This window comes from Pseudomonas sp. 2822-17, assembly GCF_002742485.1.
Taxonomy (GTDB): Bacteria; Pseudomonadota; Gammaproteobacteria; order Pseudomonadales; family Pseudomonadaceae; genus Aquipseudomonas; species Aquipseudomonas cyclaminis.
Window position 1 is genome coordinate 475303 of record NZ_LJRZ01000500.1, and the last position, 14582, is coordinate 489884.

Annotated in this window: 14 protein-coding genes and 1 pseudogene; 12 read left to right on the forward strand and 3 right to left on the reverse strand. The window is 61.2% G+C overall.

Annotated elements, in window-relative coordinates:
• The first annotated feature begins 2 nt into the window (after window positions 1-2).
• The 6 genes and pseudogenes from gmk to AOA60_RS20735 all read left to right on the forward strand — a co-directional run bounded on the left by gmk (window position 3) and on the right by AOA60_RS20735 (window position 5092).
• A complete protein-coding gene (gmk, locus tag AOA60_RS20710; RefSeq protein ID WP_092355860.1) occupies window positions 3-623 on the forward strand; it encodes a guanylate kinase in 621 nt (206 codons plus the stop codon).
• A 167-nt stretch (window positions 624-790) separates the two neighbouring features.
• Entirely contained in the window at window positions 791-1054 is a 264-nt protein-coding gene (gene rpoZ / locus AOA60_RS20715; RefSeq protein ID WP_017735757.1) for a DNA-directed RNA polymerase subunit omega, read from the forward strand.
• A gap of 60 nt (window positions 1055-1114) precedes the next feature.
• Window positions 1115-3220, forward strand: a complete 2106-nt coding sequence (spoT, locus tag AOA60_RS20720; protein ID WP_032884411.1) for a bifunctional GTP diphosphokinase/guanosine-3',5'-bis pyrophosphate 3'-pyrophosphohydrolase — start codon at window positions 1115-1117, stop codon at window positions 3218-3220.
• A gap of 25 nt (window positions 3221-3245) precedes the next feature.
• Window positions 3246-3626 carry a RidA family protein gene (locus AOA60_RS20725; protein WP_003176922.1) on the forward strand — a complete coding sequence of 127 codons (381 nt, stop codon included), beginning with the start codon at window positions 3246-3248 and terminating at the stop codon, window positions 3624-3626.
• A gap of 56 nt (window positions 3627-3682) precedes the next feature.
• Complete coding sequence (locus AOA60_RS20730) at window positions 3683-4426, forward strand: hypothetical protein (protein ID WP_099586021.1); 744 nt, start codon at window positions 3683-3685, stop codon at window positions 4424-4426.
• A 94-nt stretch (window positions 4427-4520) separates the two neighbouring features.
• Window positions 4521-5092: pseudogene (locus tag AOA60_RS20735) on the forward strand (transposase).
• 115 nt (window positions 5093-5207) lie between these two features.
• On the opposite strand, the gene AOA60_RS20740 reads toward AOA60_RS20735, so the two are convergent.
• Window positions 5208-6065 carry an SDR family oxidoreductase gene (locus tag AOA60_RS20740; RefSeq protein ID WP_099586022.1) on the reverse strand — a complete coding sequence of 286 codons (858 nt, stop codon included), beginning with the start codon at window positions 6063-6065 and terminating at the stop codon, window positions 5208-5210.
• Window positions 6066-6253: 188 nt separating this feature from the next.
• Between AOA60_RS20740 and exbB the strand changes: the two genes are divergently transcribed.
• From exbB to AOA60_RS20770, 6 genes are all read left to right on the forward strand, one after another.
• Window positions 6254-7222 (forward strand): tonB-system energizer ExbB, encoded by a 969-nt coding sequence (exbB, locus tag AOA60_RS20745; protein WP_099586023.1) that lies wholly within the window; start codon window positions 6254-6256, stop codon window positions 7220-7222.
• Between the two features lie 6 nt (window positions 7223-7228).
• Window positions 7229-7654 carry a TonB system transport protein ExbD gene (exbD, locus tag AOA60_RS20750; protein ID WP_032884416.1) on the forward strand — a complete coding sequence of 142 codons (426 nt, stop codon included), beginning with the start codon at window positions 7229-7231 and terminating at the stop codon, window positions 7652-7654.
• Window positions 7651-8400, forward strand: coding sequence for an energy transducer TonB (locus AOA60_RS20755; RefSeq protein ID WP_099586024.1), 750 nt, complete (start codon window positions 7651-7653; stop codon window positions 8398-8400). Before exbD ends, AOA60_RS20755 begins: the two co-directional genes overlap by 4 nt.
• Before the next feature lie 142 nt (window positions 8401-8542).
• A complete protein-coding gene (locus tag AOA60_RS20760) occupies window positions 8543-9463 on the forward strand; it encodes a hydrogen peroxide-inducible genes activator (RefSeq protein WP_003213305.1) in 921 nt (306 codons plus the stop codon).
• An 8-nt stretch (window positions 9464-9471) separates the two neighbouring features.
• Complete coding sequence (recG, locus tag AOA60_RS20765; RefSeq protein WP_099586241.1) at window positions 9472-11547, forward strand: ATP-dependent DNA helicase RecG; 2076 nt, start codon at window positions 9472-9474, stop codon at window positions 11545-11547.
• 77 nt (window positions 11548-11624) lie between these two features.
• Window positions 11625-13025, forward strand: coding sequence for an aminoacyl-tRNA deacylase and HDOD domain-containing protein (locus AOA60_RS20770; protein ID WP_099586025.1), 1401 nt, complete (start codon window positions 11625-11627; stop codon window positions 13023-13025).
• 115 nt (window positions 13026-13140) lie between these two features.
• On the opposite strand, the gene AOA60_RS20775 is transcribed toward AOA60_RS20770, so the two are convergent.
• Both AOA60_RS20775 and tagQ read right to left on the reverse strand, forming a co-directional pair.
• Window positions 13141-13518 carry a helicase gene (locus AOA60_RS20775; protein WP_099586242.1) on the reverse strand — a complete coding sequence of 126 codons (378 nt, stop codon included), beginning with the start codon at window positions 13516-13518 and terminating at the stop codon, window positions 13141-13143.
• Between the two features lie 124 nt (window positions 13519-13642).
• Complete coding sequence (tagQ, locus tag AOA60_RS20780; RefSeq protein WP_099586026.1) at window positions 13643-14572, reverse strand: type VI secretion system-associated lipoprotein TagQ; 930 nt, start codon at window positions 14570-14572, stop codon at window positions 13643-13645.
• Between the last annotated feature and the right edge of the window lie 10 nt (window positions 14573-14582).

The window sequence follows — 14582 nt, forward strand, 5'->3', positions numbered from 1 at the left end:
TCATGACCCACAGCACCGGCACCCTTTACATCATTTCCGCCCCTTCGGGCGCGGGCAAGAGCAGCCTGGTCAAGGCCCTGACCGACGCTGACGAACAGATCCGCATCTCGGTCTCCCACACCACCCGCGCCATGCGCCCGGGCGAGGTGAACGGCGTGCACTATCACTTCGTCGAGCGCACCGAGTTCGTCAAGATGATCGAACACGGCGACTTCCTGGAGCGCGCCGAGGTATTCGGCAACCTCTACGGCACCTCGCAAAGCCACCTGCAGCAGACCCTGGACGAAGGCCACGACCTGATCCTGGAAATCGACTGGCAGGGCGCCGAGCAAGTACGCAAGCTGATGCCCCAGGCGCGCTCGATCTTCATCCTGCCGCCTTCGCTTGAAGCCTTGCACCAGCGCCTGACCAACCGCGGGCAGGACAGCGACGAGATCATCGAAGGGCGCATGCGTGAAGCCGTCAGCGAAATGAGCCACTACGTCGACTACGATTACCTGATCATCAACGACGATTTTTCCCACGCACTGGATGATCTGAAGGCGATTTTCCGCACTAATCAGCTCCAGCAAAAGCGTCAACAGCAGCGTTTCGGTAAGTTACTGGCCGAATTACTCGGCTGATTAGCGCTTCCCAAAACCGCTGCAAGGGCTTTACATTGGCACTTGCAGCGGTTTTGCGAGGGCTTGCGAAAAATCAGCGCTTCCCTAAACGCTGGTGATTTTTTAAACTGTTTAGTCCGCTCGCCCAACCGGGCAGCGCGCATCTTGCATCCGCTCCGAGGAATATCATGGCCCGCGTAACCGTTGAAGACTGCCTAGACCACGTGGCAAACCGCTTTGAGCTGGTCATGCTCTCTACCAAGCGTGCCCGTCAACTGGCCACTGGCGGCAAAGAGCCTCTGGTCCAGTGGGAAAACGACAAGCCTACCGTTGTAGCCCTGCGTGAAATCGCTGAAGGCCTGATGAGCTACGAGTTCATCGCCAACGCTGAAATCGTTGAAGACGAACCGCTGTTTGCAGCGTTCGAGGACGAGTCCAACGAGGCCGTCTAAGCCTATGCCTGGTCGACGTAGCACGGCGCGGGGTCAAAGCCTTCGGCAGGAGTTCACATCTTGCCGAGCATAGACGCCCTCGCCGATCGCTTATCGACCTACCTCGGCCCCGACCAGGTCAACCTGGTCCGCCGAGCGTATTTCTACGCCGAACAAGCCCACGACGGCCAACGCCGCCGTAGCGGTGAGGCGTATGTCACCCATCCTCTTGCGGTGGCAAATATTCTCGCTGACATGCACATGGACCATCAGAGCCTGATGGCCGCGATGCTGCATGACGTGATCGAAGACACCGGCATCGCCAAGGAAGCGCTCAGCGCGCAATTTGGCGAAACCGTGGCCGAACTGGTCGATGGGGTCAGCAAACTGACCCAGATGAACTTCGAGACCAAGGCCGAAGCCCAGGCGGAAAACTTCCAGAAGATGGCCATGGCCATGGCCCGGGATATCCGGGTGATCCTGGTCAAGCTGGCCGACCGGCTGCACAACATGCGCACGCTGGAAGTGCTGTCCGGCGAAAAACGCCGGCGCATCGCCAAGGAAACCCTGGAAATCTACGCGCCCATCGCCAACCGGCTGGGCATGCACGCCATTCGTATCGAGTTCGAAGACCTCGGCTTCAAGGCCATGCACCCGATGCGTTCGGCGCGCATCTACCAGGCGGTCAAGCGCGCCCGTGGCAATCGCAAGGAAATCGTCAACAAGATCGAAGAGTCGCTAAGCCACTGCCTGGCGATCGACGAGATTGAGGGCGAGGTCAGCGGCCGGCAGAAGCACATCTACGGCATCTACAAGAAGATGCGCGGCAAGCGTCGGGCCTTCAACGAAATCATGGATGTGTACGCATTCCGGATCATCGTCGACAAGGTCGATACCTGCTACCGCGTGTTGGGCGCTGTACATAATTTGTACAAACCCCTGCCGGGCCGCTTCAAGGACTACATCGCGATTCCCAAGGCCAACGGCTATCAGTCACTGCATACCACGCTGTTCGGTATGCACGGCGTGCCGATCGAGATCCAGATCCGCACCCGCGAAATGGAAGAGATGGCCAACAACGGCATCGCCGCCCACTGGCTGTACAAATCCAGCGGCGACGAGCAGCCAAAAGGCACCCATGCCCGCGCTCGCCAGTGGGTCAAAGGCGTGCTGGAAATGCAGCAACGTGCCGGCAACTCGCTGGAATTTATCGAAAGCGTGAAGATCGACCTGTTCCCGGACGAGGTCTATGTGTTCACGCCCAAAGGCCGGATCATGGAGCTGCCCAAAGGCTCCACGGCGGTCGACTTCGCTTACGCGGTGCATACCGACGTGGGCAACAGCTGCATCGCCTGTCGGATCAATCGTCGTCTCGCCCCGCTGTCTGAGCCGCTGCAAAGCGGCTCCACCGTGGAGATCGTCAGCGCACCGGGTGCACGCCCGAACCCGGCATGGCTCAACTTCGTGGTTACCGGCAAGGCGCGCACGCACATTCGTCACGCCCTCAAACTGCAGCGTCGCTCCGAGTCCATCAGCCTAGGCGAACGCCTGCTGAACAAGGTACTCAACGGCTTCGACAGCGCCCTGGACAAAATCCCGCAGGAGCGCGTGCAAGCGATGCTCCACGAGTATCGCCAGGAAACCGTCGAGGACCTGCTGGAAGATATCGGCCTGGGCAACCGCATGGCCTATGTGGTCGCTCGCCGCCTGCTGGGCGAAGGCGAGCAGTTGCCAAGCCCCGAAGGCCCGCTGGCGATTCGCGGCACCGAGGGCCTGGTGCTCAGCTATGCCAAGTGCTGCACGCCAATCCCGGGCGACCCGATTGTCGGCCACCTGTCCGCAGGCAAGGGCATGGTCGTGCACCTGGACAACTGCCGCAACATCACCGAAATCCGTCACAACCCGGAAAAATGCATCCAGCTCTCATGGGCCAAGGATGTCACCGGCGAATTCAACGTCGAGCTGCGCGTGGAGCTGGAACACCAGCGCGGCCTGATCGCCCTGCTGGCCAGCAGCGTCAACGCGGCCGACGGCAATATCGAAAAAATCAGCATGGACGAACGCGATGGTCGCATCAGCGTGGTCCAACTGGTGGTCAGCGTTCACGACCGCGTGCACCTGGCCCGCGTGATCAAGAAGCTGCGCGCCTTGACCGGTGTGATCCGCATCACCCGCATGCGTGCATAACCCACCCTCTTACAAGGAGTCATTCATGACCAAGACTGTTATCACCAGCGACAAGGCCCCGGCGGCCATCGGCACTTATTCCCAGGCGATCAAGGCGGGCAACACTGTCTACATGTCCGGCCAGATCCCGCTGGACCCGAAGACCATGGAACTGGTGGAGGGCTTCGAAGCACAGACCGTGCAGGTCTTCGAAAACCTCAAGTCTGTAGCCGAAGCGGCGGGCGGTTCGTTCAAGGACATCGTCAAGCTGAACATCTTCCTCACCGACCTGAGCCACTTCGCCAAGGTCAACGAGATCATGGGCAAATACTTCGAACAGCCTTACCCAGCCCGCGCCGCCATCGGCGTTGCGGCCCTGCCAAAGGGCGCACAGGTTGAGATGGACGCGATCCTGGTCATCGAGTAAAACACCCGGCGCAGCCTTCACAGGCCGCGCCGACTTCGTTTTAAAAGGATTTCATGATGCGCAAAGCGCTTGTAGCCACTTCGTTGCTCGCCCTGATGCTCGGCGGCTGCGCCAGCAACCCGGCCGACCTGGATGTGAGCGGCACCTGGATCAACCAGGTCGCCATCGATGCGGCAGCCAAGGGCGGCCCTTTGCGTGAAGCACTGCAGAGTTTTGGCCCGAACCTCGAATGGGAGGTCAATTCCAAGGCTGCGCAGGCGCGCTACTACAACGGTTTTGAAGTTGCCGAAGGCAAGCTGCTCGGTGAACAATCCGGCGCCTGGAGCGTGGATTTCTACGGCAGCTCCGCCACTGAACTCAAGCGCAAAGGCAAGCAGCTGCTGCAAGTGGCCAACGACAACGAGCCCGAACAGCTATTTGCCCGCGCCAAAGACCCCGCCCCTGAAGGTGCGCCACTGGGCGCGAACTTCGAACGCGCACTGTATGCGGCCTATATGGGCGGCGACTGGAAAATCACTGACGGCTTCGGCAACGGCGCCACGGTGCAGTTTCAGGCTGACGGCAAAGTCGCAGGCTTACCGGGTGTCGACCGGTACTCGCTGTGCCTGGCAGGTGATTGCGCTTCAATGAGCGGCGGCTACGACAGTATGTGGCTGCAACTCAACGGCGTGGGCAATCCATGGATTTTTGTCCGCAAAGGCAAACAGCTGGAAATTTTCCAGGCAGTCAACACCGCACAGGCCGACGAAGTACCTTCGTTTACACCTGGGCCACGACAGTGGCTGCTGGAAAAACCGTAAAAAAGGAGCCCTCGCAGACTGTTTGAAAACCTAGCAATCTGCGCAGAGCTCAAAGAAAATGCTCCGTATCGAAAGATACGGAGCATTTTTCGTTATGGCGTACATCCAGGGCGAATCTCGCAGCCAGACCAGCCTGTTCCCGGTCTCGCTGGAAGAACTGATCCCCGAGGATCACCTCGTTCGAGTCATAGACCTCTACGTGGCCAAGCTGGATCTGGTGCAGTTGGGGTTCGATAAGGCGTTGCCCAAAGGCACCGGTCGCCCCTCTTATGATCCTGCCGATCAGCTAAAACTCTATCTCTACGGCTATTTCCAGCGAAAGGTGATCGGATCTATCAGGCCGCCGTCGACGACTGCGCCAACTGCGCGCTGAAAGCGCAATGCACTGGAGCCCAGCGTCGTTATGTCTCACGACATGCCCATGAAGAGGCTTTCGAGCGGATGGAGCAAAGGATGCAGGCGCATCCTGAGATGATGGCCAACCGAAGATCCATCGTTGAGCACCCCTTCGGCAACCTCAAACAGTGGCTATTGGGTAATGGTCGTTTCTTGCTGCGGCAACTTGAGGGGACGAAAGCTGAAATGGCCTTGGCGGTGAATGCCTACAACCTGAAACGAGCGATTAACGTGCTCGGGGCCCGCCAACTGATGGCGCTAATGGGCTAGAAGGCCTTCTTTCGCCTGTCGCCGGCATAAAAACAAACGCCCCGAACGAGTCGGGGCGTTTGTTGGGCCGGCCTTCAGTGCGTTTTCACACAGTCTGCGAAGGGTCCTTTTTCAGTTAGCGCTTTCCTTCAAGGATTGCAGCATAGCCTTCACGAAAGCTTGGATAGGTCGGTGTCCATCCCAAGGCCTTGACCAGGGCATTGCTGCACTGCTTGCTGCCCGCACGCCGCACGCTGGCGTCTTCGGACCATTCGGTCACACCCAGGTGCTCGCGCAACCAGCCCACCACTTCGGCCAGTGGCGCAGGCGCGTCGTCGACACCGATATAGACCTTGTCCAACGACCCACCCTGTTCCACATGACGCAACAAAAACGCCAGCAAGCCCGCCGCATCATCCGCGTGAATGCGGTTGCCATATAAAGGTGGGTCGATTGCTACGCGATAGCCTTGGCGAACCTGGGTCAGCAGCCACTCGCGGCCGGGGCCATAAATGCCGGTCAGGCGCACAATGCTGGCTGGGATGCCGCTATTGAGCGCGACCTGCTCAGCCTCCAGCATCACCTGCCCGGAATACCCCTTCGCTTGAGTCTGCGACGTTTCGTCGACCCACTCGCCATTCTGCTGTCCGTAAACACTGCTGCTGGATACAAACAGCAGGTGCTTCGGCACTTGGCCGTAATCATCCAGCCACTCCAACACATGTTTCAGTCCTTGTACGTAAGCGGCGCGATAACCGGCTTCGTCGTGATCCGTGGCGGCAGCGCAATACACCAGGTAATCCACTCCGCCGATGGGCCAGGTGTCAGGACAATCTTTGTTGAACAGGTCGCCGGCAATCCCAATCACGCCGTCGGGCAGACGCGAAATATCGCGGCGCAGGCCATGAACCTCCCATTCCCAGGCCAGCAATTGGCTAGCCAGGCGACTACCCACATCGCCGCATCCGGCAATCACAACAGAAGGTGCGGACATCACAAAACTCCATTCTCAAAGGTCTAGATTAGCCTTCTCGGCTGACCAGCGGCCAGAAAAAGTCCAAATAAAGTTACTGTATTACTTCTGTTAACAAGAATTACTTGCAATAATGACCACCCATTTGTCCTCGGCCGTTTAGGGTCTGGTAGGACGATCACTCATTTTTCCTCTCAGGTCCGGCCAGCATGACACGTAATACAACCCCCGCTTCGCCAACCCCGTCCCGCGCCTGGCGCGCGATTGCAGCGCTGGTGTTCAGCGTATTGCTGGCACCGACCGCCGCATTCGCTGATGCCACCGCCCCGGCCACCCAGGCTGCCGCCGAGCACAACGCTACAGCCCCGGCCGCTCCCGCTGCTGCGCCAGCCGCCAACGACCCGGCCCTGGCTGCAGCCCCTGCTGCCGCCGACGAAACCGGCGTAGTACTGGAAGAAGACAACACGCTGGGCATGGCCCACGACCTTTCCCCATGGGGCATGTACCAGAACGCAGACGTCGTGGTGAAAGCCGTGATGATCGGCCTGGCCATCGCCTCGATCATCACCTGGACCATCTGGATCGCCAAAGGCTTCGAGCTGCTGGGTGCCAAGCGTCGTCTGCGTACTGAAATCGTCCACCTGAAAAAAGCCGCCACCCTCAAGGAAGCGAGCGAAAGCGCGACCAAGAAGGGCACCCTGGCCAACACGCTGGTGCACGACGCGCTGGAAGAAATGCGCCTGTCGGCCAATACCCGCGAAAAAGAAGGCATCAAGGAGCGCGTTGCATTCCGCCTTGAGCGCCTGGTTGCAGCCTGTGGCCGTAACATGAGCAGCGGCACCGGCGTCCTCGCCACCATCGGTTCTACCGCACCGTTCGTCGGTCTGTTCGGTACCGTGTGGGGCATCATGAACAGCTTTATCGGCATCGCCAAAACCCAGACCACCAACCTCGCCGTCGTTGCCCCAGGCATCGCCGAAGCCCTGCTGGCAACCGCCCTGGGCCTGGTTGCGGCAATTCCTGCGGTGGTGATCTACAACGTCTTCGCCCGTTCGATTGCCGGCTACAAAGCCCAGGTATCGGACGCGTCGGCAGAAGTCCTGCTGCTGGTCAGCCGCGACCTCGATCACCTGCCTACCGAGCGCAGCTCGCAACCGCACATGGTGAAAGTGGGGTAATCGGCCATGGGCCTGCATTTGAATCAAGGCGACGATGAACTCGTCGAGAACCACGAAATCAACGTCACGCCGTTTATCGACGTCATGCTGGTACTGCTGATCATCTTCATGGTCGCCGCACCCTTGGCCACTGTGGACATCAAGGTCGATCTGCCCGCGTCCAGCGCAAAGCCTGCGCCGCGGCCTGAGAAGCCGGTGTTCCTCAGCGTCAAGGCAGACCAACGCCTGTTCCTGGGCGAAGAAGAAGTCAAAGCTGAAACCCTGGGCCAGGTGCTCGACGCCAAGACCCAAGGCAAGAAAGACACGACGATCTTCTTCCAGGCCGACAAGGGCGTGGACTACGGCGACCTGATGAGCGTGATGGATGCCCTGCGGGCAGCCGGCTACCTCAAGGTAGGCCTGGTCGGACTTGAGACGGCAGCCAAGAAATGATCACGACGCGCCACAAACTGACGCGTTATGGCACCAGCCTTGCCGTCGTGCTGGGCGTGCATGCCGTCGCGATTGCTATCGCGCTTCATTGGTCGGCGCCGCACACCGTGCAGTTGCCACCGGCCGCCATGGTCATTGACCTGGCGCCGATGCCTGCGCCGCCGCCGCCGGCCCCGCCGAAAGTGGTCACGCCACCGCAACCGCCTGCACCGGTGGAAGAGTTGCCTTTGCCGAAACTGGCAGAGGCACCCAAGCCAACGATCCAGGTGCCCAAGCCGGTCAAGCCCAAGCCCAAACCTCAGCCGCCCAAGCCGGTAGAGAAAAAGATCGAGCCGCCCAAGGAGAAACCTTCCGAGGACCCGCCGAGCGATGCTCCACCGACCCAAGCGCCAGCCGAAAAATCGGCCCAGCCGGTTCCAGGCCCGTCGCCGCAGCAGATTGCAGCCAAGGCATCCTGGGAAGGCACGCTGCTGGCGCATCTGCAGAAGTACAAGAAGTACCCGCCAGGAGCCCAGGCGCGTGGCAAGGAAGGCCTGAACCGCCTGCGCTTCGTGGTCGATGCCGAAGGCAACGTGCTGTCCTACGAGTTGGTGGGCCGCTCCGGCAACGCCGACCTGGACCGTGCAACCCTGGACATGATCCGTCGTGCCCAGCCACTGCCCAAGCCACCGGCCGATATGGTGAAAAGCGGCAGTGTCGAGATCGTTGCACCGTTTGTGTACAACATCGAGAAACGTCGCCGCTGAAAATGACTGTGGCAAGGGGCAACCCTTGCCACACTCAGCAAAATCCTCTGCATTCCCCGCTCAATCCCCAACAAACTTCTGATAACGTGCGTCTATCGATTGCAGCCGGTATGCTTGGCCCGCAACCTCATGGACGCCCGCTATGACTCTTACAGAATTACGCTACATCGTTACCCTCGCCCAAGAGCAGCACTTCGGCCACGCGGCCGAGCGTTGCCACGTCAGCCAGCCGACGCTGTCGGTGGGCGTGAAAAAGCTTGAAGACGAACTCGGTGTGCTGATTTTCGAGCGCAGCAAAAGCGCCGTGCGCCTTACGCCCGTGGGCGAAGGCATCGTTGCCCAGGCCCAGAAAGTCCTGGAACAAGCGCAAAGCATTCGCGAGCTGGCCCAAGCCGGCAAAAACCAGCTGACCGCACCGCTGAAAGTCGGCGCCATCTACACCGTCGGCCCTTACCTGTTCCCGCACTTGATCCCGCAACTGCACCGCGTCGCGCCGCAGATGCCGCTGTATATCGAAGAGAACTTCACCCACGTGCTGCGCGACAAACTGCGCAACGGCGAGCTGGACGCGATCATTATCGCGCTGCCGTTCAACGAGGCCGACGTGCTGACGCTGCCGCTCTACGACGAGCCGTTCTACGTGCTCATGCCCGCCTCCCACCCGTGGACGCAGAAAGACACCATCGACGCCGGCCTGCTCAACGACAAGAGCCTGTTGCTGCTCGGCGAAGGCCACTGCTTCCGCGACCAGGTGCTGGAAGCCTGCCCGACGCTGACCAAAGGCAACGACGGCGCCAAGCACACCACCGTGGAATCCAGCTCCCTGGAAACCATTCGCCACATGGTTGCGTCCGGCCTGGGCATTTCGATCCTGCCGTTGTCGGCGGTGGACAGCCATCACTACGCCCCCGGCGTGATCGCAGTGCGCCCGCTCACACCGCCGGTGCCGTTCCGCACGGTGGCAATCGCCTGGCGTGCGAGCTTCCCACGGCCTAAAGCGATTGAGATCCTCGCCGACTCGATCCGCCTGTGTTCGGTGGCCAAGCCGCCTGCTGCGAGCTAAGCAACGGTATGACAGAGCTGTCGCAGGTGTCGGTGACGGCACTCAAGGGTGTCGGTGAAGCCATGGCCGAGAAACTGGCCAAGGTCGGCCTGGAAAACCTCCAGGACGTATTGTTTCACCTGCCCCTGCGTTATCAGGACCGTACCCGCGTGGTGCCCATCGGCCACTTGCGCCCAGGGCAAGATGCGGTAGTCGAAGGCACCGTCAGCGGCGCCGACGTGGTCATGGGCAAGCGCCGCAGCCTGGTCGTGCGCCTGCAGGACGGCACCGGCGGCCTGAGCCTGCGCTTCTACCATTTCAGCAACGCGCAGAAGGAATGCCTCAAGCGCGGCACGCGCGTGCGCTGCTATGGCGAAGCCCGGCCCGGCGCCTCAGGCCTGGAAATCTACCACCCGGAATACCGCGCGATTACCGGCGACGAACCGCCGCCGGTGGACACCACCCTCACGCCCATCTACCCGCTCACCGAAGGCCTGACCCAGCAACGCCTGCGCCAGCTGTGCACGCAGACCCTGACGATGCTTGGCCCGCAAAGCCTGCCCGACTGGCTGCCACTGGAGCTGGCTCGCGACTATCAACTGGCACCACTGGACGATGCGATTCGCTACCTGCATCACCCGCCGGCCGATGCCGATGTCGACGAATTGGCCCTGGGTCACCACTGGGCCCAACACCGCCTGGCCTTCGAAGAATTGCTCACTCATCAGCTGTCCCAGCAACGCCTGCGCGAAAGCATGCGTTCCCTGCGCGCCCCGGCGATGCCCAAGGCCACGCGCCTGCCTGCGCAGTACCTGGCCAACCTCGGGTTTGCGCCAACCGGCGCCCAGCAACGTGTCGGCAATGAAATCGCCTACGACCTCAGCCAGAAAGAACCCATGCTCCGGTTGATTCAGGGCGATGTGGGCGCAGGCAAAACCGTGGTCGCCGCCCTCGCCGCCTTGCAGGCGCTGGAAGCCGGTTACCAGGTCGCATTGATGGCACCCACCGAGATCCTCGCCGAGCAGCACTTCATCACCTTCAAGCGCTGGCTCGAACCGCTGGGCCTGGAAGTCGCGTGGCTGGCCGGCAAACTCAAGGGCAAGAACCGCGCAGCGTCCCTGGAGCAGATCGCCGGCGGCGCACCGATGGTGGTGGGCACCCACGCGCTGTTCCAGGACGAAGTGAAGTTCAAGAACCTGGCCTTGGTGATCATCGACGAACAACACCGCTTCGGCGTGCAGCAGCGCCTGGCCCTGCGCCAGAAAGGCGTGGGCGGCCGGATGAACCCGCACCAGCTGATCATGACCGCCACGCCGATCCCGCGCACCCTGGCCATGAGTGCCTACGCCGACCTCGATACCTCGATCCTCGACGAACTGCCGCCCGGCCGCACCCCGGTCAACACCGTGCTGGTCACCGACACCCGGCGTGTCGAAGTGATCGAGCGGGTACGCGGCGCCTGTGCCGAAGGGCGCCAGGCTTACTGGGTGTGCACGCTGATCGAAGAGTCCGAAGAACTCACCTGCCAGGCTGCCGAGACCACCTACGAAGACCTCACCAGCGCCTTGGGTGAACTCAAGGTGGGCCTGATCCACGGGCGCATGAAGCCCGCCGAAAAAGCCGCCGTGATGGCTGAATTCAAGGCCGGCAACCTGCAACTGCTGGTGGCCACCACGGTGATCGAAGTCGGCGTAGACGTGCCCAACGCCAGCCTGATGATTATTGAAAACCCCGAGCGCCTGGGCCTGGCGCAACTGCACCAACTGCGCGGCCGCGTCGGTCGGGGCAGCGCCGCCAGCCACTGCGTGCTGCTGTATCACCCGCCGCTGTCACAGATCGGCCGCCAGCGCCTGGGCATCATGCGCGAGACCAACGACGGGTTTGTCATTGCCGAAAAAGACCTTGAACTGCGCGGCCCAGGCGAAATGCTCGGCACCCGCCAGACCGGCCTGCTGCAATTCAAAGTCGCCGACCTGATGCGCGACGCCGACTTGCTCCCCGCCGTGCGCGATGCGGCGCAAGCCCTCATGGAACGCTGGCCGGATCACGTCAGCCCGCTGCTCGATCGCTGGCTACGCCATGGGCAGCAATACGGCCAAGTGTGACGCCTGACTCACTTAAGCGACCTACAGGTGTATCAAGCTGGTTATACTTCGGTGACTGTACGAAATTGGATCAGGCCATGTCAGAAGTTGCCCTCGCCACAGCCCCACTGACCGCCCCGCCGGTCATTCGGGCTCTGCTCGCAAAACTCGCCATCCCCTACACGGAAGTCGCAGAACACCCTGGCCTGAATCCTGCGCGCAAGGTGCAGGCCGTGCTGCTGGAAGACGCGGTGGGCGCACTGATGGTGCTGTTCCCTCAGAACCAGTTGCTCGACCTCAACCGCCTCACCGAACTCACCGGTCGCCGCCTCATCGCTGTGTCGCCGGATCGCGTCAAACGCATGCTGGACAAGCATGAGCTGAACCTGCTGCCGGGCCTGCCGGCACTCACCAGTTCGCCGTGCCTGTACGAAGACAGCCTGCTCAATGAGCCAAGCCTGCTGGTGCACTCCGGCGAAGCCGGCCTGCTGCTGGAAATCGCCAGTGACGCTTTCAAGACCATGCTCACCAAGGCCAGCGCCGCGCAGTTCGGCGAGCCGCTGAGCAAAATCCGCCCGAACCTCGACCGCCCCAATGATGACCGCGAGGAAATCACCCAGGCGATGCAGGCGTTCACCGCCCGCCGTATCCAGCAGCGCCTGGAAGCGACCATCGAGATTCCGCCGCTGGCCGATACCGCGCAAAAGATCATCAAGCTGCGCGTCGATCCGAATGCAACCATCGACGACATCACCGGCGTGGTCGAAACCGACCCAGCCCTGGCCGCCCAAGTGGTCAGTTGGGCGGCGTCGCCCTACTACGCGTCACCCGGCAAAATCCGCTCGGTGGAAGACGCCATCGTGCGCGTGCTGGGCTTTGACCTGGTGATCAACCTGGCACTGGGCCTGGCCCTGGGCAAGACCTTGAGCCTGCCCAAGGACAACCCGCACCAGGCCACGCCGTACTGGCACCAGTCAATCTACACCGCCGCCGTGATCGAAGGCCTGACCCGCGCCATGCCCCGCGCCCAGCGCCCCGAAGCCGGCCTGACCTACCTGGCCGGCCTGCTGCACAACTTCGGTTACCTGCTGCTGGCTCACGTGTTCCCGCCGCACTTCTCGCTGATCTGCCGTCACCTGGAGGTCAACCCGCACCTGTGCCATAGCTACGTGGAACAACACCTGCTGGGCATCAGCCGTGAGCAGATCGGCGCCTGGCTGATGCGCTACTGGGACATGCCGGACGAACTGTCCACCGCCCTGCGCTTCCAGCACGACCCGACCTACGACGGGCAGTACGCCGAGTATCCGAACCTGGTGTGTCTGGCGGTGCGTTTGTTGCGCAGCCGGGGGATTGGCTCCGGGCCGGACGAGGCCATTCCGGATGCGCTGCTGGAGCGCCTGGGCCTGAGCCGCGACAAGGCTGAGGAAGTGGTCGGCAAGGTGCTGGATGCCGAGGTGCTGTTGCGCGAGTTGGCCTCGCAGTTCAGCCAGGGCTGAATCTGGCGCCTGTCAGATAGCTATCGGGGGCAAGCCCCCTCCCACATTTGGAATACATTCCCCTGTGGGAGGGGGCTTGCCCCCGATGAATCCAACTCGATTTTACTGAAAAACCTCAACTCTTCTTTTTCTTCGGCTTCAGATACTTGGTCAACCCCTGGAACCAGATCACCAGCGCCGGGTTGCCCTTGATCTGGATCGACTCGTCCTGAATCCCCGTCATGAACGCCAGTTGCTTGTTCTTCGCCTGCATCGTGGCAAAGCCGTAGGCCGCATCTTTAAACGCAATCGCGAACGCCGGCGCAGCATGAACCCCTGAGCGGCTGGTGATGCGCTGGTCTTTGACAATGAAGTGACGGGCAACCTTGCCGTCGAGGGTCTGCAACTGGAACGCCAGGTCTTTATCACCCAACTGTTGCTGGAAGGCAGGATTGGTGCGACTGGCTTTGCCCATCATCAGGCCCAGCACCCACAGCAGAAGACGAAATTTCATGCACACGGCCTCGGTGTAATTATTAAGTGGCCGCAGCAGTTTAACGATTTGCAAAAAGAACGCCACCGATCTAGCGCATTAGCGGAAGATCGGCTGGCGTTTGACGCTTATAGCAGCATGTTAGTTAAACGTTCGGGCAAGGTACCGGCGCCCAGTCGGCCAGGTTTGGATCGCGGCAGGTGCCTTCGATCTGAGTCTTACCGGCGCTGGCGACCTTCTTGCTTTCATCTTGCTTGGTTTGGGCGGTCTGGAAGGTTTTCTCGGTGGAAACCGCTTCAGTCGGTACGGTTGGCAGCGGTGGCTTCTTCGGCGGCTTGGTACCGGTGCCTTTCTTCTTGTTGGCCGGCGTCACGGCAGGTGCTGCATCGGCCTTGGCCACGGTGACCACGTCGGCACGCTGCACGCCCACTTGTTGCAGGTCTTTCTCGTAGGCCTGGGTGTAGTTGTTCAGGTCTTCGGCAGCTTTGCCGTTGACCGCAACGATCAGGTCATTGGACTCCTTCAGGCCCGAGACGATTTCCGCCAGGCGTTTGCGGCCTTCGGTGTCGTTGACGGTCTTGGCCTTGCGATCAGACACCAATTTGGTGAATGCGCTCTGGTAGCACTGCTGGGACGCCTTGGCGTACGCGGTGCTGCGATCGATGTCGGAGGCGCTTTTGTTGACGTCAGCCGCGTACGAGGCAATACGCTGGTTGTCATCGGCGATCTGCTTCTGACGCTCGGTGTAATAACCCGCCGCGCCGCCCGCCAGGGCGCCGCCGGCTGCGCCAATGGCGGCATTACGGCCACGTTTTTCCTTGTCACCGGTCAGGGCGCCGAGCAGGGCACCGCCGGCTGCGCCGATGGCCGCACCGGTGACGACCGACTTGGTCATGTTCGAATCGGTGGCACGCAAGTGCTGCACCGGCTCGTAGCAGTTGGGGTAGTACTCGACCTTGGTGCTGGACGCGACCTTGGAGGCCGGCGATGTGGCGCAACCTGTCAGCACGGTGCTGAAGCCAGCGGCAATCAGCAGTAAGTGACGCTTGGAAACCGCCTTACGGGAAAAAAGCATAAGTTGTGTT